At 29.1% G+C, this 20,030-nt stretch carries 20 protein-coding genes and 1 other RNA gene; 17 read left to right on the top strand and 4 right to left on the bottom strand.

Annotation, left to right across the window (positions count from 1 at the left end):
- Positions 1-28: 28 nt before the first annotated feature.
- A complete protein-coding gene (locus L2Z92_RS15855) occupies positions 29-1,234 on the bottom strand; it encodes an NAD(P)-dependent oxidoreductase (protein ID WP_236455432.1) in 1,206 nt (401 codons plus the stop codon).
- A gap of 187 nt (positions 1,235-1,421) precedes the next feature.
- Here L2Z92_RS15855 and ssrA point away from each other — a divergent pair.
- The 3 genes from ssrA to L2Z92_RS15840 all read left to right on the top strand — a co-directional run bounded on the left by ssrA (position 1,422) and on the right by L2Z92_RS15840 (position 2,591).
- Positions 1,422-1,817, top strand: a transfer-messenger RNA (tmRNA) gene (gene ssrA / locus L2Z92_RS15850).
- 247 nt (positions 1,818-2,064) lie between these two features.
- Positions 2,065-2,253 carry an Arm DNA-binding domain-containing protein gene (locus L2Z92_RS15845; protein WP_236455431.1) on the top strand — a complete coding sequence of 63 codons (189 nt, stop codon included), beginning with the start codon at positions 2,065-2,067 and terminating at the stop codon, positions 2,251-2,253.
- A 197-nt stretch (positions 2,254-2,450) separates the two neighbouring features.
- Positions 2,451-2,591 carry a hypothetical protein gene (locus L2Z92_RS15840; protein WP_236455429.1) on the top strand — a complete coding sequence of 47 codons (141 nt, stop codon included), beginning with the start codon at positions 2,451-2,453 and terminating at the stop codon, positions 2,589-2,591.
- 44 nt (positions 2,592-2,635) lie between these two features.
- Here L2Z92_RS15840 and L2Z92_RS15835 read toward each other — a convergent pair whose 3' ends face one another.
- Together L2Z92_RS15835 and L2Z92_RS15830 are read right to left on the bottom strand one after the other, a co-directional pair.
- Positions 2,636-3,340 (bottom strand): LytR/AlgR family response regulator transcription factor, encoded by a 705-nt coding sequence (locus L2Z92_RS15835; RefSeq protein ID WP_236455427.1) that lies wholly within the window; start codon positions 3,338-3,340, stop codon positions 2,636-2,638.
- Entirely contained in the window at positions 3,337-4,470 is a 1,134-nt protein-coding gene (locus L2Z92_RS15830) for a sensor histidine kinase (RefSeq protein ID WP_236455425.1), read from the bottom strand. The genes L2Z92_RS15835 and L2Z92_RS15830 overlap by 4 nt, the downstream gene beginning before the upstream one ends.
- Before the next feature lie 207 nt (positions 4,471-4,677).
- Here L2Z92_RS15830 and L2Z92_RS15825 point away from each other — a divergent pair, with 207 nt between their 5' ends.
- From L2Z92_RS15825 to uraH, 13 genes are all read left to right on the top strand, one after another.
- Positions 4,678-5,922, top strand: a complete 1,245-nt coding sequence (locus tag L2Z92_RS15825) for a S41 family peptidase (RefSeq protein WP_236455423.1) — start codon at positions 4,678-4,680, stop codon at positions 5,920-5,922.
- Position 5,923: 1 nt separating this feature from the next.
- Positions 5,924-6,964 (top strand): WD40 repeat domain-containing protein, encoded by a 1,041-nt coding sequence (locus L2Z92_RS15820; RefSeq protein ID WP_236455421.1) that lies wholly within the window; start codon positions 5,924-5,926, stop codon positions 6,962-6,964.
- A gap of 280 nt (positions 6,965-7,244) precedes the next feature.
- Positions 7,245-7,736 (top strand): RNA polymerase sigma factor, encoded by a 492-nt coding sequence (locus L2Z92_RS15815; RefSeq protein WP_236455412.1) that lies wholly within the window; start codon positions 7,245-7,247, stop codon positions 7,734-7,736.
- On the top strand, positions 7,720-8,376 hold the full coding sequence (locus L2Z92_RS15810; protein WP_236455408.1) for a hypothetical protein: 657 nt from the start codon (positions 7,720-7,722) through the stop codon (positions 8,374-8,376). Before L2Z92_RS15815 ends, L2Z92_RS15810 begins: the two co-directional genes overlap by 17 nt.
- Positions 8,377-8,412: 36 nt before the next feature.
- A complete protein-coding gene (locus tag L2Z92_RS15805) occupies positions 8,413-9,681 on the top strand; it encodes a nuclear transport factor 2 family protein (protein WP_236455406.1) in 1,269 nt (422 codons plus the stop codon).
- Positions 9,682-9,903: 222 nt separating this feature from the next.
- Positions 9,904-10,356 (top strand): hypothetical protein, encoded by a 453-nt coding sequence (locus L2Z92_RS15800; protein WP_236455403.1) that lies wholly within the window; start codon positions 9,904-9,906, stop codon positions 10,354-10,356.
- Positions 10,357-10,546: 190 nt separating this feature from the next.
- Positions 10,547-11,959: an alpha/beta hydrolase family protein gene (locus L2Z92_RS15795; RefSeq protein ID WP_236455401.1), complete on the top strand. Its 1,413-nt coding sequence runs from the start codon at positions 10,547-10,549 to the stop codon at positions 11,957-11,959.
- Between the two features lie 10 nt (positions 11,960-11,969).
- Entirely contained in the window at positions 11,970-12,950 is a 981-nt protein-coding gene (locus L2Z92_RS15790; RefSeq protein ID WP_236455399.1) for an alpha/beta hydrolase family protein, read from the top strand.
- 296 nt (positions 12,951-13,246) lie between these two features.
- A complete protein-coding gene (locus L2Z92_RS15785) occupies positions 13,247-14,494 on the top strand; it encodes an alpha/beta hydrolase-fold protein (protein WP_236455397.1) in 1,248 nt (415 codons plus the stop codon).
- Positions 14,495-14,907: 413 nt separating this feature from the next.
- A complete protein-coding gene (locus tag L2Z92_RS15780) occupies positions 14,908-15,306 on the top strand; it encodes an amidohydrolase family protein (RefSeq protein ID WP_236455395.1) in 399 nt (132 codons plus the stop codon).
- Positions 15,307-15,603: 297 nt separating this feature from the next.
- The gene (locus L2Z92_RS15775) at positions 15,604-16,173 is read left to right on the top strand and encodes a Crp/Fnr family transcriptional regulator (RefSeq protein ID WP_236455393.1); all 570 of its coding nucleotides are present in this window, start codon (positions 15,604-15,606) and stop codon (positions 16,171-16,173) included.
- Between the two features lie 62 nt (positions 16,174-16,235).
- Positions 16,236-16,763: a heme-binding protein gene (locus tag L2Z92_RS15770; RefSeq protein WP_236455391.1), complete on the top strand. Its 528-nt coding sequence runs from the start codon at positions 16,236-16,238 to the stop codon at positions 16,761-16,763.
- A 16-nt stretch (positions 16,764-16,779) separates the two neighbouring features.
- Complete coding sequence (uraH, locus tag L2Z92_RS15765) at positions 16,780-17,187, top strand: hydroxyisourate hydrolase (protein ID WP_236455386.1); 408 nt, start codon at positions 16,780-16,782, stop codon at positions 17,185-17,187.
- Between the two features lie 232 nt (positions 17,188-17,419).
- On the opposite strand, the gene L2Z92_RS15760 is transcribed toward uraH, so the two are convergent.
- Complete coding sequence (locus tag L2Z92_RS15760) at positions 17,420-17,605, bottom strand: hypothetical protein (RefSeq protein WP_236455385.1); 186 nt, start codon at positions 17,603-17,605, stop codon at positions 17,420-17,422.
- Between the two features lie 608 nt (positions 17,606-18,213).
- Here L2Z92_RS15760 and L2Z92_RS15755 point away from each other — a divergent pair.
- Positions 18,214-20,028, top strand: coding sequence for a type VI secretion system Vgr family protein (locus L2Z92_RS15755; protein ID WP_236455384.1), 1,815 nt, complete (start codon positions 18,214-18,216; stop codon positions 20,026-20,028).
- Positions 20,029-20,030: the final 2 nt, after the last annotated feature.

The raw sequence follows: 20,030 nt of genomic DNA, 5'->3' as shown, positions 1-20,030 counted from the left end.
TTTTATATTTTTCTTTAAAAAAAATATTTTATTCTTTTCCATCCACATAATCTTGTAAGTATGCAAAACGAGGAGTCAATTTACCATTTTCAGTTATTCTAGCTCTTTCCAAAATACCATCTGCATCATCATTAAAAAAAGCAGGAATCACATGTTTCAAAAACATATCTCCAAAACCTTCACTTGCATCTTTTGGCAATTCACAAGGTAAATTATCTACAGACATTACCCAAATAGCTGCAGGGTGCGTTAATGCTACTTCTTTATGTTCACTAGGTAAATAAGCAAAAATAGGCTCTGCAATAGTACTTGCCTTAAGTGTACAAGCAATGGGTCCATCAATATCACAAGATACATCAGCAACTACCTTCAATTTACATTTTGGAGAGCTTAGCATTTCTTTCGATAAAATAACGGGTGCTCCATTACCATAAAAGTGACCTGCTATAAACATATCAGAAACATTTGAAAACTTTTCAAAATCAGACTCATAGTCACTCGGGTTATTATAAAAATCCCTTTTTCCTAAAACTTCTCCGTCTTTCCTTTTGTTATAATCCAAAACATCAATAAAAGTATAAACAGCATCTGTATATGACTTTGATAAGTAATTCTCAGGAGATACTTGCTTAATTTTCATAGCATCAAGCATTTCTTTAGCACCATGAGCTACTTTTCCATTACCTGTCAAAACTATTTTGACATTTGGCAATTGATTCCTTTTCAATCGTTCAATCAACATTTTTTGATCAGCCAAAGTTTCAGCTTTAGCTAAATTAAAAAGTTCATATTTCATTCCAAATGCACGAATTCCGTTATAAGCACCAACGATTCCTGCATAACGTCCAAAACCAATTAATCGAGAATTATTCGCATCAACAATTGTTTCATGATCAAACAATTCAATGTTCTTTTCAAGTATTGTTTTTAGTAAATTTCTATTATAAGGTTGTTTTTTTACAGTATGAGAAAAGAAAAAATATTTTTTATTAGGAATTAAGGCATCCATTGGGACTTCCTTTACCCCAAACAATACATCACAGTCCTCCATATTTTGAACAACCTCGAACCCTTTTTCTTTATACGCATTATCATTAAAAACTCTAATATCCGAAGATTCAACAACTATTTCAGCATCAGTATATTTGGTCTTAAAATTTAACAATTCTTCAGGAGAAAACACAACACGTCTATCGGGTGGATTCTTGCGTTCTTTTATAATTCCGAATTTCATTTTGTTATTTTTGTATTTGGTTTAGCTTGATATTGTTACAAATATAACTTTATAGATTTCTAAAAACAAGATTTTTTTTATCGAAAAAAAGAATGTACTTTTGGCACAGTTTTAGAAGTTAATGTTTAGAATTTATTACAAATTTTATATACTGACAACTAAAACCTGATTACTGAACACTCAAAATGGGGTCGACTGGTTTTGACAGCGAGTGGAATTGAGAAGTAAGCACGTCGAGAACTGGGACAATTCTCGTTAATAAATGGTCCTAAACCTTTAAACGGCGAAAATAATTACGCTTTAGCTGCTTAATCTGAATTATAGTAAGATTTGCCTAGTTCCAACCAGGTTGGAAAGCTAGATTCACCTCGAAATCCTTGGTTTATGGAGTTTGAAATAGGTGAACCGTAAAAGTAAACCTAGAAACGGTAATGTTTTAAATCCGTTTTGAAAATGTAAAACTAAGCAAAGAGTGGCTGTTTCTGGTCTTGCTTTTTGTCGAAAATCTAAACGGAAACTAAACGCGTAGAAAGCTCTTCGATTGCTTGTTTGGACGAGAGTTCGATTCTCTCCGACTCCACATTTTAAAATTCATTTTAAGCTAAAAGCCTTTAAATCATACGATTTAAAGGCTTTTTTGTTTTTCATAGTATTCAAATTATTCATAAAATCTCAAAAGGTTGGTGCTATAATCGGTTACCCTAAAAAAATCAAATTTAGGGTAACCGAATTTTAAGATAGCCCAATGATAGCAAGCTGTTCAAAAGATAAACATCTTGATAATAGAAGAATAAAAAACTAATTTGATAACGATAATAAGTCACCACAAAATGAAACACAAAATGTCAATTCTTTTCTACGTGAAAAGTTCTAAAGCAGCCAAAAATGGTTTATTACCCATTTACCAAAGAATAACCATAAATGGAACAAGGATAGAATTAAGTATTTCAAGATTTGTAGAAAAATCAAAATGGAATACTTCAGCAGGCAAATTAAAAGGAAATTCTGAAGAATCCTGATTAATAAATAGTCATCTAGATATTCTAAGAAACAAAGCTTACGAAACGGAAAAATGGATGATTAATAATAATCTATTTGCTTTTGCTGGCATATATTCTAAATAGATTGACACCATTACAGGAGAAGTAAAAAACACTTATGCTATAGTTACAACAGAAGCTAACCCTCTAATGAAATTCATAATACAAAAAAAAGAATGCCTGTAATCCTTAAAAAAGAAGATGAAACCAAATGTCTAGAGCACTATCCAATAAAAGAATTTGCTTTTCCTTATGATGTAAATTTAAAAGCAAAACTACTATTAGATGATGCATCCAATCAAATAAATGTATTCTAATTAATTCGTTTTAACGCTAAAAAGTAACAGCTAAAAATAGAAATTTAAAAAAGTTTATTAACATTTACTTTATAGGTTTGTCCAATCGGTATTTTGTGATTTTGAATAATAATTCGATTCCCTTCAATATGATTGATTTCACTTTTGGAAACGATAAACGATTTATGTGTTCTAATAAATTGAGAGTCTGGAAGAAGTTTTTCAAATGATGAAATTTTTTCATGACTTACAATCATCTCATTTTTTAAATAAACTTTTGTATAATGGCCATAAGCTTCTATAAATAAGAGATCTTTTAAGTGAACTTGAGTATGCTTTTTATCTCCTTTAAGAAAAAAACTCGTTCCTAACGATTCTATAATAGGCTTTGTGAAACCAAGTAAAGTGTCTTTTTCTTTAACAGTATTTATTGTCTTATTTATTGCCTTTACAAAGCGTTCAAAACTAAAAGGTTTTAATAAGTAATCAGAAATATTAAGCTCATAACCTTCCAATGCAAACTCTTTATATGCAGTAGTTACAATTATTTTGGGTGGGTTTGATATCGTCTTAATAAACTCAAAACCAGATAGTTTAGGCATATTTATATCTAAAAACAATAAGTTGACTTCATTTTCATTTAAAAATTGCATAGCTTCAAAAGCATTGTAGCAATTACCTTTTTTTTCTAAATGAGGCAACATACTACAATATTTTTCAATAATACGATGAGCAATTGGCTCATCATCAACAATTAAGTAAGATATCATAGAGTGTCTATTTTAAGAGTTAATTTATATACTAAACCACTACTATCAATGGTTAGCTGATGCTTTTTCGGATATAATAATTGTAACCGTTGTTTTAAATTACTCAACCCAATTCCTGGATTAAATTTAGTATATAATTCTTCAAAATTGTTTTTTATTTCAAAATGAATGATTCCATTTTCTGTAGAAATAGTAATATGAATAAACGCTCTTTCAGTTGATTTTTCAACACCATGTTTAAATGCATTTTCAACTGCGATTATATACAATAAAGGTGCAATTTCATAATTGAATATATTGGAATAGGTAAATTGTATATCTACACTCTTATGGTATCTAATTTTATGTAATTCAATATAATTATTTAAATATTCAACCTCATCTTTCAAAGGTACTAAATCTTCTTTTCCCATATAAATAGTATAACGCATCATATCTGATAATTTTAAAACAACACTTGGAGCTTCATCAGATTTTTCTACTGTTAATCCATATAGATTATTTAAAGTATTAAAAAAAAAATGTGGATTTATTTGGCTTTTTAGGAGTGCCAATTCTGCTTTTGTTTTTTTTGATTCTAATGTTTTCATCCATTTCCATTGCTGAAAAAACCATCCTAAAATCAATATAAAAAAAGGAATGGTTAAAATAATTTTGATTTCCTTTTCCTGCTGTAGATATTTATTTATATCATCAATATATACTCTAATATAGATAAAATAACTCAAACTAAATACATAAAAGACTAATATAAATAGAGCATATTTTTTGAAAAATTTTGATGCTACAATTGAGGTAAAAAGCAAACCAATACAAATAATTCCAATAAAAGTAATTGGATTATCAATCATCTTTGAATTGGCATCATTGATTAAAACAAGAACTAAAAGAACTAAAAGAACTAAAAGACCAAAAAACTTAAGACTATTGGTTTTATGTTCTTTCAAAAAAGGCAAGTAATATATTGGCAAAGAGAATAAAAACCAATAAAAGATAAAACTTAAGGTATTAGATAAATATTCTGAATTATCAATAAATATTAAGTCAAAGTGAGTCAATACAAGGACAACAACCCTAAAGAAAATGAGTCCAAATAGAAAAGCTTTATATTTTTTTAAGAATTTAATCATAATACAAAATTAGTACTATTTCTACCTTCCAAAAATAAATTACATAAACATATCAATTATCAGTACAAACATAGGAATATTATTCTCAAGTGGATTTTAGGTGTAAAAGAAACCTGTATAGGTGTAAAAAGGTCACAAAGATGAAATTTAATTGTTACAATTTGAATTTAAAAATAGGTTTGCGTCTAATTAGTAAAACAAAATAAAATGAGAAAACAAATTATGTTATTCCTATTAGTCTTTATGTCTCTGACAAACTTAAGAGCTCAGCACAAAGAAATGACTAAACACGAAAAAAAAGAAATTATTAAATTAATTTCTAAAAACTTATTAGAGACTTATATAGATTTAGATGTTGCAAAAGAAATGACTTTAGTTATAAATTCTAATTTAAAATCTAATAAATACAAATCAATTACAAATCCTGACTCCTTTACTAAAATAATAAATCAAGATTTACAAAAAATAAGTAAAGATTTACATTTAAAGTTAAAGTATGATCCCAAAAAAATAGCTAAAAGTAATCTTGACATTTCAGAAGAAATGAAAATCAAAAAGGAAAAAATGATGGCAATGAAAATGGCAGAAATCAACTATGGATTTTCCGAAGTTAAAGTCTTAAATGGAAATATCGGATATTTAAATTTACGCATGTTTGCAGATACAACTTATGCAAAAGACGCAGTAACATCTGCAATGGACTTTTTATACAATACTAATGCTGTTATTATAGATTTAAGAGAAAATAGCGGAGGAGTTCCAAGTATGATGCAACTATTATCTAGCTATTTTATGGATGTAAAACCAGTAGTATTGAGTAATTTTCATGAACGTAAAACGAATGAAAAAACGCAATTATTTTCACTAGAAACTATTGATGGTAAAAGAATGACAAATAAACCATTATATATTTTAACAAGCAAGAAAACATTTTCTGCTGCAGAGGCTTTTACATATGCATTAAAACATTTTGACAAAGCAATTGTGGTGGGTGAAGTTACAAAAGGAGGAGCAAATAGAACTAGGACAATTAACTTAAATAGTGACTTTTCAATAGCTGTACCATACATTAAAACAATACACCCAATTACGAATTCAAATTGGGAAGGTAAAGGTGTACAACCTAACATTAAAACCAATGAAAAAGAGGCTTTTGTAATAGCTTATATAGAAGCAATAAATAAAACTGTTTCAATAAATAAAAATAATATTTTAAACAGTATTGGATATAAATTACTACAAGAAAAATCAATTGATGAAGCAATTATTGTATTTAAAGAAAATGTCAAATTGTTTCCAGAGGAATCTAATTCTTGGGATAGCTTAGGAGAAGCTTATTTTAAGAATCAAGACAAAGAAAACGCATTCATATCTTATGAGAGAGCTCTAAAATTAAATCCAAAATCAGAGTCCGCAAAAGAAATGATTCAAAAAATTAAAAGTTTAAATTAACATGAAAAAAAGAAATATTGTACTATTATTATCCTTATTTGTAATTCTATATTTTGTGTATTCACAATTATTTAACCAACCAAAGTTAGTTGAAGGAAACTTTATTAAATTAAAGGAAACATTTTATCATCACTCAGGTGATGTTTGGGAAGTAAAGTTTGCACCAAATGATACATTAATGGTAAGTGGGGGTATTGACAAAAATACTAAAATTTGGAATAGAATTACAGGAGAAGTAGTACATAATTTACCTCATGAAACAGGATCTCCATCTGTAGATTTTAACTCAAATGGAAATCTTGTAGCCACTGGTGCATATGATGGAAAAGTAAGACTTTGGAACGTGAAATCTGGTAAACTTGTTAAAGTATTAGAAGGCAACGAGGGTGTTATTTGGTCTGTAAATTTTAGTCCAAATGGAGAATTAATTGCTGCAGGCAGTGACGACGACAAAGTAACTATATGGGACGTAAATACTGGAAGAATCAGGAATGAATTTAAAGAGGCAACCCACAATATTTGGGAAGTAGTTTTCAATCCAACTGGGAACTATTTAGCAGCTTCTGGTAGTGATAATGCAATTAGAATTTATGACGTGCAATTGGGCAAATTAATAAAAACTATTGTAGGACATTCAATGGTGCCTTTAGCAATGGCCTTTAGTCCAAACGGAAAATTACTAGCAAGTGCTGGTGATGATAAATCCATTAAAATATGGGATACTAAAACATGGAAATTAGTACACACTTTAAAGGGAGAAAACGAAGCGATTCATTCAGTTGTTTTTATTGGTAATGATATGGTTTTAGCTGGCGGAACAGATAAAAAACCGCTTGGAGAATTATTAGAATATCATTTTGGTTTCACTGGATTCACAAAACCAATTGTAGCAACACTTTGGGACATAAGTAAGGAAACAATTCTACAAACAATAACCGAGCATACAGATGATATAGGTTTAGGAATGGACATAAGCTCTGACAATAAATTAATAGCTACACCAAGTAAGGATAAAACAGTAAAAACTTGGAGTTTCAATTAAATTTTCTGTAGGCAAAAAATCTTGTCTATTGTATGTCCATAAAGTAAATAATATAATAAAACAAAAAGATATTTAATCTTCTTGTGGGCCTACAGCTAAATTTTAAACACTCATTCATTGATAAATTAATAAAAAAAGCCGTAAAAAAAACAAAGTGATAATTAGAAGAAAAGAAAATCTTCTTGGACCAGTAACAACTTTTCAAATAATTATTACATAAAAAATATAATTTTTTATGTAATAATTATTAATTTAAGCTACTAAACAAATAAAAACGATTGTGAGTACTGACTTTTATAACATATATATAGTACCATTTTCCGGAATAATTATTAAGTTATGTCGGGCATATACGAATTCACAAGAGGATTTTGAAGATTATTATCAAGAGGTCTGTTTACAGATCTGGAGAAGTAGAGAAAATTTTCGTGAGGAATCAGAATGGAGTACGTGGGTTTATCGTATTTCTTTAAATGTCTGCTTGACTTTGCTTAAGAAAAAGAAAAATAACGTACAACATTTTGTTTCTGATGCAATTCCAGATGAAGAGTTTGAAGCAAATTCAGCTTTTTCAGATGAATCTTTAAATCTATTATACAAAGCCATCAGAAAACTATCTGAAATAGATCGGGCTATTATTATGTTGTATTTAGAAGAAAAACCATATAAAGAAATCGCAGATATTATAGGAACAAATCAAAATAATATTGGTGTTAGAGTTAAAAGAATTAAAAATAGATTAAAAGAAATACTAGATGGAAAAATCAATTGAAAATATATGGAAAGAAGGCTTTCAAAAAGATGGGGCCTTAATAGCTCCAAGAATAAACAATCTTTACAACCAAAAATCCATACATATTATAGATAAATTTAAAAGAATGTTTCGTATCAATTTAGTGGCAATTGTTGTTTTTGCATTTGTATTTTTAATCTTATCTTATTTTTTAGAAATAGTGTTAGCAGGTATAATATTCTTTATAATGCTTATGGTGTTATTCATTATAAATAAAAACCTTTTAAATGGTTTAGAAAAACTTGATAAAAAAGAGAGTAGCTATGAATACCTTAAAAGTTTTAACCTATGGATTAACAAACATAAAGATATTAATAAGAAAGTATCAACCTTTTTTTATCCTTTAATTTTTTTAGCTTTTGTTATTAGCTTTTGGTTTAAAGAGGTAAGAAATAAAACTATAGGAGAACACTTTGTTAATAAGGTACTTATTCATTTTCCTGATGCAGATTTATTTTATGGAATTCCGGTAATAGCAATTGTTTTAGTCTTATTTATTGCGGTGTTATTAGGTTATTTTGGAGGTCGAATATTCCAATGGGATTTAAATGTAATTTATGGAAAAGTTTTCAAAAAACTAGAACTATTAATGAACGAAATAGAAAGACTGAATAAGTAATAGAATTTGAATGTTGTATTTCTAAATATTAAAATCATGAGGTTAAAAAGTAGTGCACTAGTTATCTTTTTTCTTTGCATGTCAACAACAAATGCACAAGAAAAAATAAACAATAAATATTATGGACATTTAAGATATAATCATGTTTCTCCATATATACAATTAGCAGGTATTTATCCAATGAATGAGAATGATGCTTTATCCACTTCACATTATATTTTTAAATACAATAAAAATAAGGAGTTAGTAGAAATCATTAACAACCACTATTTTACTGAAAAAATACATCCATTAGCCTCGATTGGTGCATATAAAATTAGAATTTCTCATGAAGAAGATAAAGAAATCAGAACGTTTTTTGATATAAATGGTAAAAGAATTTCAAATGATCGTAAGGTTTACAAAGAAGTTTTTTATAAAGATAAGAAAGGAAGTTATTCTAAGTTGGAGTTTTTCGATTTGAATGATAAACCAATGGAGTCTAATTGGGGTATTTCTGAATATTATTGGTATAAAAACAAAAAAATGATAATTGAGAAGAGATATAATCTAAACAAAATTCCAAAAAACATTTCAAACTATTTTGAATTTGGTATTACAGGTATAGTTCTTAATCATGATGGAAACCCAAAAGCAACATATAATCTTAATCAAGATTTAAAAATTACAAATAATTCAGTGGGTATTGCTTCTTATCAGGATACATATGACAAAAAGGCAAATCATATAAAATACAGCTATCATGATGATAATAATAATTTGGTTATGAGTCAATCTGGATTCTCAGTAGGGACAAAAGAATATGATACAGAGGGAAACCATATTAAAGAAACACACTTCGATCACAATATGAAGTTTATTAGAGATAGAGAAATTATAAACAACCAACATATCTCTTTAAGTAAAATTGCTTCTCAAAAAGATAGTTTAGAGATAAAAAGAATATCATTAGGTTACTTAATTGCTTTACAAGAGTTAAAACCAGAATTGATGAATGAAGTAATGAATGATAGCTTAAATAAAGTGACTGTAGGATATAGTAGAAAGTATAATAAAGAAATTAGTACATCAATAGCTAAAGAGGAGATGATTCAAAATGCCAATAGCTGGAACAAATCAAATACAAAGTTTCCAATCAAACCAAAAAATGATGTCAGAATCTTAGATATCTACGATAGAATAGCAACTGTTAAATTATTTTCTGATAATTGGGTAGAATACTTACACTTAATTAAAATTGATAACAAATGGAGTATTATCAACCTTCTTTGGCAACATAAAAATGTCAAACAATATCCATATTGAAAATACCAAAATTTGCAATTTGTTTAGAGGTTGTATTTCAGCAATTTATGGAAAAGTTTTAAAAAAACTAGAACTATTAATGAGCGAAATAGAAAAACTGAATAATTAAATACTGCTAAAAAGCCACTTATTACTGGCTTTTTAAAAAATTTTTAAAAAATAAATAAATTTATGTGTAATGTTTTTAAATTCTAGCCACTAAATAAGAAAACATTAGAAATCATGAAAATACAAGAAGCACAAGACTTTTTTGAAAGTTTAAAAATTAAAACGAATAACACAACTGAAATCAAAGTTTACGAAAATTTCCTTTATATTCTAAAAAAATTAAAAACTAGAGAATTCACAAAAGATGAAATTAAAGATATAGAGAAGGAACTCGAAAATTTGAATCTAAAATCAAATCCTTTAAATAGAAAAAAATATTTTAAAAAAGCTCAAATAAAATTCGAGAACTATCTAAAGGATAAATTTTCTTTAATTACAAAAAACCACTATACCAAAATTGGGGTTGGTTTAGGATCCTCTTTCGGAATACTATTTGGAATTATTTTTTTATCAAGTCTTGAAAGGTCTATGGGTATAGCAATAGGTTTAAGTATTGGGATGTTGATTGGAATAATCATAGGTATTAATATGGATACTAAAGCTTTAAAAGCAGGGAAAACAATTTAATAAGGAAAGTTCACAATATAGGCTGCATAAGCCAACTGAATTATTTATTGCAATGTAATTTAGGATAAATACAATTCGAGATTCACTTCATCAATCAAATCAAACGAATAAATAACGACCACTATAAGCAGTGTTAAACTAAAAATTAATAGCTGAAAGTGTAAAATTTAATCAAAAAATAAATAGACAAATGAAATCAAAAATAACCATAATAATTATTATGCTAATCGCAACTATAAATGCTTTTTCGCAAAGCCTTGAAGGGGTATGGCATGGTATCACAAAAAAACCAGATAATAAAGAAATTCTTTTCGTTTTTCTTTTTGAAGAACATCAAAATAGTATTACATCAAAAATGGCTATTCCAACTTTTGATGTAATGGATATCAAACCAAAAACTACTATTTTTAAAAACGGAAAATTGACCATTGACGGGTCAAACATTGGGATAAAATATGAAGGCGTTTGGAATGAAAACACAAGCCAAATCGAAGGAACATATACAGAAGGTAGTGTCGAACTTGTTTTAAATCTAGTTAAGGGTAACCCTAAAATGGCAGAAAACAAAAGACCTCAAGAACCTACCAAACCATATCCTTATTACGAAGAAGAGGTAAAATTTAAAAATACTGATGCAGACATTACTCTTTCGGGAACTTTTACAAGACCTATTCAAAAAGGAAAATATCCCGTTGTTATTTTAATAAGCGGAAGTGGAAGACACGACAGAGATGGTAGCGCAGAGTCACATCGTCCATTTTTAGTGATTTCAGATTATCTTACGCGTAATGGTATTGCCGTATTGCGTTATGATGACCGTGGTTTTAGAAAATCTAGTGGAGATTTTAGTAAAGCTACAACAGCCGATTTTGCAAAAGACGTAGTAAGTGCTGTTAGCTATTTAAAATCAAGAAACGATATTAACGTAAAACATATAGGCTTAATAGGACATAGTGAAGGAGGGATTATTGCTCCATTAGTTGCAAATCAATCTTCAAATATATCCTTTATAGTTACGTTAGCGGCTACAGCAATTCCTGGAAGTGAAGTCGCAGTTATGCAATCCAAAATTCTAAGACCATTTCCTGTACCAAATGAAAATGATTTTGAAAAAAATGTAAGAATAGCAATTGAAATTGCATCATCAAACTTAGATATTGCAAAAAAAAGAACAGCATTAATAAAGCACAATAAGAGCTACTTAACCCCAATATTAAAATCATTAGGAGCTTCAGATGATAATATTTCAAAATTTATTGATAATGAAACCGAAACAGTATTAAAACCATGGAATAAATATTTTTTTAACTATAATCCAGCCAATGAATTTGAGAAATTAAAGATCCCCATGTTATCTTTAAATGGAAGTATGGATAAACAGGTTGATGCAACTATAAATCAAAATGCCATACGTAAAGCTTTAATTAAAGGTGGAAACAAAAAATATAAAATTATAGAATTAGAAAACCTAAACCATCTTTTTCAAGAGTGTAAAACGGGTAATATAGATGAATACAAAGAGTTAGAACAAACAATAGCACCTATTGCTTTGAATGAAGTTTATAAATGGATAAATGAAGTAACGAGTAATAATAAAAAATAACATACATCTAATGAAGAATTTAAATTATTTGAAAGTTTTATTTCTATTAGTTCTATTTACAAATGTAAGAGCTCAAGAAAAAAAGCTTCTTCTAAAAGAAAACTTAATAGAACTATCTAAAACGCCTATTTATTCCCGTCTAACTGAAGTGAAAGACGGTCAAACAGAATTTAAAAACCAATTTAAATATTTAGATAGTATTGAAATTTATACTATCACATATTTAAGTGATGGTCTAAAAATAAATGGGCTTTTAGTTAAACCTAAGAAACAAGGAAAATATCCTTGTATAATATATAATAGAGGTGGAAATAGAGACTTTGGAGTCCTAAAAATAGCACATGGAGCAATTACACTTGGTCAAATCGCTAAAGAAGGTTATGTAGTTATTGCAAGTCAATACAGAGGGAATGGAGGTAGCGAAGGTCAAGAAGAGTTTGGAGGTAATGATGTTAACGATATAACTATTCTACCAGAAGTTTTAAAAGAAATAGAAGTTGCCGATACAAATAAAATAGGTATGTATGGCTGGAGTCGTGGCGGTATGATGACATATTTAGCAGTAACCCAATCAGATAAAATTAAAGCAGCAGTCGTTGGAGGAGCTATCGCAGATAATTATGCTTCAATTGAAGATAGACCTGAAATGGAAACAGGTGTCTTAGCCGAATTAATTACAAATTACAAAGAGAATAAAGCAATTGAACTAGAAAAAAGATCTGCCATTAAATGGGCTGATAAATTCCCTAAAAAAGTCCCAATACTAATGCTCCACGGAACATCTGATTGGAGAGTAAAACCAGAGCAAAGCCTAAAACTTGCTTTAGAATTTGAAAAATTTAGAATTCCATACAAACTTATTATGTTTGAAGGCGGTGATCATGGAATTTCTGAACACAAAATTGAAGTCGATAAGCAAGTCCTTAATTGGTTTGACAAATATCTAAAAAACGATAACCCGATTCCTAACATGGAATATCATGGAAAATAATTGATTATAAAGCAGCAAAAAAAATTAAAATATACTCTTGAATAGTAAAATGCAGTCAGACTTATTAATAAACAATCAATGACAAAATTGAATGAATTGTTAAAAAATAAGCAGAGTAAATCTGTTTCCAACTTTGTTTATAGAGAATAGTGATTTAAGTATTAAAAACATAGAATTAATTATAAAAATAGTCAATGTAAAACTTTAAAATTCGTTAGTGTAAATCCGCTACTACTCATATTGGAGTTTTAACCTCAATTATAGAAAATTAAATAAGAATAATTAAAAACAATAAAATGACAAAAGGATCAAAAATAGTATTGACAATAGGACTCATTATTTTTTTTCAACAATTTGTAAAAGCTCAGGGAAATGAAAACCAACAGTTTTTACAAAAAGTAGGCGCTATAGATAGTCTTTACTCTAATACGCTAAAAGAAACTAGAAAAATTTATGTACAACTCCCTGCGGATTACAAACCCGATGAAAACATAAAATACCCAGTTGTTTTTGTTTTAGATGGTGAAGTATTTCTCCCTACAGTGAATGATGTACAAAACTATTATAGTGGTGGCTTTACACCCGAAATGGTTATTATTGGCATTTCAAACAATAAGAACAGAATGCCGGACTTGACAACTTCAAAAGTAACTGAGATGTATGGAAGTCCTTTTAAACAAGAAAACGGAGAAGCTGTCAATTTTAGTAAGTTTATAGAGACTGAACTAATTCCTTTTATAGAAAAGAAATACCCTGTAACCAATTTCAGGACTCTTATTGGTCATTCTTACGGAGGTTTATTTACTATTTACACACTAATTCATCACCCAGAATTGTTTTCCAATTATTTGGCGATTGATCCTAGTTTGGATTGGGATAATCAACGATTAATTACAGAAGCAAAAGATAAAGTTTCAAGCGCTAATTACAAAGGGAAGTCATTATTTATGTCTCTGGGAGGTTCAGGGGTGCCCTTAAATGAAATAAAAAAAGACACAACAGACTTGACCTTATTTTCACGATCTAATATTGCTTTTTCTGAAATATTGAATAAAAATAAGCAAAATCAATTAGCTTTTGAATGGAAGTTTTATCAAAGAGATTTACATGGTACTATTCCCTTTCCTTCCATTATGGATGGTTTAATTTCTGTTTTTGAATGGTACCAAACGGAAAATATTGACAAATATAATATGCCAACTACAACTGCAGAAGAAATTAATAAGATTGTAAGGTATCGACAACGTAAACTTGAAACACATTTCGGATACGCTGTACCTCCTTTTCCTGAATTCTTAATAAATATGCAGGGTTACATGAGTATGGATATGGACCAAATGGAAAGAGCTAAGATGTACTTTGAACTAACCATTGAGTATTACCCAAATAGTGCCAACAGCTACGATTCTATGGCCGATTATTATGAAAGAAATAATGATTTTAAAAATGCCTTAAAATTTGCGACTAAAGCGTATGAAATAAATGCTGATGATCATTATAAACAAAGAATTGAAGAATTTAAAGAAAAAATTAACAAAGGGTAACTATTATTGAGCAGTCTATAATTTCTAATATTTGCATTGCCGCCTATCCTTGCAGAGAAATACCGTATCTAAACCAATTTCAACCTTAAATAACAAATATTGAACACGCAGAAGAAATTGTTCAACAAGTATTAGAATACCAAATTGATAGTTTAAAACTTGAAACGATAATTCAAAAATTCGTGAATACTCAAAAATCATTTTGTCCAACATTGACTAGTCATTACAAAATTTTTGAAATGCTTGAACAAGGTGAAAGTGAGTTGAAATCTAATGCTGTACATTATATAAATCCATTAATTCAAATAGTTGATAGTAAAATAGAATAGATGGACAAACGAAAAAGAAAATAATAACTCAATTAAAACGAATATTTTTAAGCAACATCAATTTCATTTGTATATACTAAAAAAATGAATGAAGCAGGCATAAATATTATTTGCGAAACTGAATCAGGAATAGGAATAACGGCCCCTGGCTACTCTATCCATCAGGAACTTTTACTTTACAAACAAGCAGGATTAAGTAACTATGAAGTTTTAAAAACAGCAACAATAAATCCTTCCAAAACAAATAAAGAATTGTCACAAATTGGAACTATTGAAAATGGTAAATTGGCAAATTTCATATTGAATTCCAAAAACCCACTTGAGGATTTGAGAGTACTGAAAAATCCTAAATGGATAATGATTAAAGGACTAAAAATTAATAAAAACGTATTAAATGAGCTTACTAAAAAGGCTAAAGATCGTAACAATTTAGTTGTAACAGCTTTTAGCTATTTGGAATATCTTTTGGTTGAAAAAGTATAAACTATTTACAGCTAGGTATACCTATGGTAAATAGAGGTAAATGGGTACAGTAAATTATAGCGTAAATTTATGTTCGTATAATTGAGTAATATTAGGCAAACCAAAAGAAAAATTACTAATTTTATAAATACATAGTACAACAGCTTAAGTTTAATACGATTTGGGTAATTGACTTAATGGAAGATTCGTCTTATATTTGGGAGGATTTAGTTAAGCCTAAAAATAGAGCTTAATTTAGTCCCAAATATGCTGTAGTACAATAATGTGTAAACTATTTTATCAAAAATATTAAAGAAAATGTTTCAAATTCTTGAAAAAGTTTTAAAGAGAAAAACTGATGTGAATGATAATACATTAAAAAAAATAGTTTCATATTTTAAAATTATACATACTAAACGAAACCAAATCTTACTGACTAGTGAAGAAGTATGTCAAAATTATTATTTTATAAACAAAGGATGTATTCGTTTATTCACAATTTCAAAAGACGGTAATGATAATTCAAGATTTTTTGCATTTGAAGAGAATTTTGCAACAGCTTTACCTAGTTTTATAGACCAAAAACCTGCCGAAGAATACCTACAAACAATTCAAAATTCGGAATTACTCGTTATTTCAAGAACTGATTTTTATCACTTGGTAAATACTTTGCCAGAATTTGCAAAGTTATACACTGAAATTTTAGAAAATGGTTTTATAATGGCGCAAAAACGAATTTACGGATTTCAAGGGTTTGATGCTAAAGAAAAAGTAAAATGGATAATTAAACATCAGCCTAAATTATTATTAAATGTTTCAAACAAAATGGTTGCATCCTATTTAGGAATATCAGCTTCAACATTAAGCAGAGTGAAATCTAAATTATAAAAAACGTTGACATAGAACAACTTTTCTGAAGTTTTCAGCAATTACCTTTGTAAAAAAAACAGATGAAAAATTTACTATTACTAATTGCTATCATTCCTTTTATTACTAATGCACAAAAAAATCCAAACCTAAAAGAAGTCGCCACTTATGAGAAAAACTACATTAAATCAGTAGAAAATCTAACATTAGATGCTGCCTATCTTTTAACTGATAAAGCATTGAAAAAAGCAAATGAAATTAATAAAAATGTATCAATAGCAATTCTTGACGCTTCTGGTAATATAATTTTAATGATTCGAGGTGACGGTGTAGGAATACATAACACAGAAGCAGCTCGTAGGAAAGCTTTTACAGCATTATCAACTAAAACTTCAACACTTGAATTATTACAAAAAGCAAATAATAATCCACTTATTAATAATTTGAATACGCTACCAGAACTATTACTTTTAAGTGGTGGTTTACCTATATGGTATAAAGGAAATGTTGTGGGTAGTATTGGAGTTGCTGGTGGTGGAAACCCAGAAAATGACGATTTAATAGCAAAAGCGGCAACAATTTATGAAAATGGAATCACAACTAGTAAATAATTTAATAAATAAAATAATGAAAAAATTAATCTACACTACGTTTTTAATACTTTTATCAACCTTTATGTTCGGACAAAACAATAAGTTCCAACTTTCAAGTCATATTCTAGATGTGTCAAAAGGTTCACCAGCAAAAGACATATCAATCAAATTAGAAAAATATAACGAACAAACTAAAGTTTGGTCGTTTGTAGATGAGAAAAAAACTGATTTAAACGGAAGAATTACCGACTTCTTAAATTCAGAAAAATCAAATTTAGGAATATATAAATTAACATTTTATACTAACGAATATTTTAAAAAAGAGAACATTGAAAGTTTTTATCCTTTCATTGAAGTTGTTTTTCAAATAAAAGATCAAAATCATTATCACGTTCCTATCACATTGTCAGCATTTGGATATTCAACTTATCGTGGAAATTAAATTACAAAAAACAATATACAATAGAGCTTATAAGATATTGAGATAATAATACTTAATTTAAACTCTGCTTTGTATTTTTTAAATTAGCCGAATAAGTAAAAGCTTTTGGCATACTTTTCCTCAACTTCTTATAGTTGCAAAAACGTTCAAAAACAAAAAAGGCCTGGTCTAACGACTAGGCTTTCTCATATTCCGTAAAAGCTACTATACAAAAACTGAACTTATTTTTTTCTTACTTGTAAGCTGCTGAGGTAATATTAGGAACTAGACTCAAAAATCTACCAATTATTCCTGCTTTCAAATCAAAAGAATAATCTATTTTTTCAAACATCATTTTCAAGTACCATATAAATTTGTCACTGTAGTTGCTTTCTAATAAGATAGTTCCTTTCAGGAATACATGAACATCGCTTTTCATTATTCTTCCATGATAATTCAATCGTATAAACAATTAATTTATCCTCACATTAGATTTAACAATTAAATCTGTCAAGTAGTTTTAGAAGAGGGCATTAAAAAGCTCCTTTTCTCCACTCAACTAACTAAAGGAAGGTGTTAGAAGAGCGTCAGAAACTGTTAGAAGTATTTATGTAAGTGTCTGAAGATAAAAAAGTAGTGTTTAGAAGCGTCATTTCACCTTTCAGAAGGACCATCTACACCTGTCCGATGACCATTTGTAGGCTACAATTGAAAGACCAAATGCTTCTGCCCTACTTTTAATAACTTTCTTCAAAAAAACAACAAGTTTGCATTTAGATAACAAAAAACAAACTTATTTGCATTTATACATTTCTTTATAAAAACAGAAAACATAATAATTCCATTAGTATTACTATTCATTAAGAAAACTAAAACTCCCTTTAAGTCCCAATCTATATAGTTTCGTTTGATTTATGCTGTTTTTAAAGATATTTAAAAGAAATCTATAAAAGTCTCCTACTTTTTTAACTAAAAAGTAAAACCAAAATTACAAATAAATTAAAACACTTTTGTATATTTGGGAGCAACAAAACAAATAAATACATCATGGCAATAAGCACTACTATACGCATCCAAATTGGAGGCGAATCTCTTACGCGATTTTCTAAGTTAGTGATACATCAAAAAGTACATACACATCATACTTTTTCATTATTACAACCTTTACCAAAAGAATTTGTGAGTCAAGCAATAGATAAATCACAAAGCTATATTGGTCAAACCATAAAAATTGAGATACAACCTTCAAGTTTAAGAACATCATCACCACTTTTGTTTAATGGGATAATAACAGAAGCACAAATGATTCGTACTTCGGGAGCAGCAGGAGGAATCATAATAAATGGTTATAGTCCAACCATTGCAATGGAAGGAACACCAAAAACACAATCTTTTTCAGACGATTCTTTGTCAGATATCATAAAAAAAATTACAGGCAGCTATCCTCAAAGAGAACTGCAACCGACAGTTGATATAAAAAACGATACAAGTTTGCCTTATGTAGTGCAATACAGAGAAAGCGATTTTGGCTTTGCCTGTAGAATGGCACAAAAAAAAGGACAATGGTTCTATTATAATGGAGAAGAATTAACATTCGGTCAACCAAAATCTAAAAATTTCGTATTAGAATATGGTCGATCGTTGCACAGTTTCAATATCGAAATGCGTGCGAAACCACTAGGTTTTGAATATTTAGGATATGATTCTAGTAATGCAGAAACACAAAAAGCGAATGCTACAGAAGTAAATTACCAGCCAGAAGGCTATTCTAAAGTAATGTATGAGAGTTCTAAAAAGCTTTTTCCAGACGATTCAACGATGCTTTATACACACCCTATCGAAGAAGGAAGTGCACGAACACATTTAATAGATAGAGTAACCACACAATTGCAATCTCGAGCAGCCGATTTAGTAACTGCAAAAGGAGATAGTGACGAAACAGGATTACGAATTGGAGACGTCGTTTCTATTCAAGAACCTGCTTTTTCAATGACAGGTAATCTATTAGATGGTCTGCAAGAGCAAAATTTTGGAAGCTATATTATTACCGATATTACTCATGTTTGTGAAGAATCGGGCTCCTATCACAACACTTTTCAAGCCGTTCCAGATACCGTTTTAGCACCACCTTATGGAAACGTACACAATCATCCAACAGCAGATACGCAACCCGCAGTTGTTACAGATAATAATGATCCATCAGGATTAGGTCGTGTGCAAGTAAAGTTTGCTTGGCAAGACGGAAACTCACCATGGATTCGTATGATAAATCCACATGCAGGAGGAGGAAAAGGAATGTATTTTATTCCAGAAATTGGAGAAGAAGTATTAGTTGGTTTTGAAGCAGGAAATGCAGAGAAACCTTTTGTTCTTGGAGCAATGTATAACGGTAGTGCATCGAGTGCCTATGCGACTTCAGGTAACGATAAAAAGGTGATACAAACAAGAAGTGGCTGTAAAATTATTATAGACGATGCTGTTGGTTCCATATTTCTAGAAGACCCTAGTGGAAATAGTGTGCTATTAGATGGAAACAAGAATATCAGCATCAATGCACCAAAAAACTTTACTGTAAACGCAGGTGAAAATATAATTTATAGTGCTGGAGGAAATATAGTTTCTAGTGCTCAAAAAAATATAAATATAATTGCTGGAGAAAGCATAACCGAATTAGCCAATGAAGACTATAGCTTAACAGCTAGTAATATTTTTGAAACCGCTCAAATAGGTAGAAGCTCAAAAGCTAAATCGATTACAGAAAACATGGAAAAAGGAAATATAATAAGTAGTAAGGAAGCCATTCATGTAGAAAGTGCGAAAGAAGTAAATGTGAATAGTGGTAAAAAAGTTAACATGCAATAAAG

It is taken from the genome of Flavobacterium jumunjinense, from assembly GCF_021650975.2.
In the GTDB taxonomy this organism is placed as follows: domain Bacteria; phylum Bacteroidota; class Bacteroidia; order Flavobacteriales; family Flavobacteriaceae; genus Flavobacterium; species Flavobacterium jumunjinense.
This window is presented reverse-complemented; position numbering and strand designations above follow the sequence as displayed.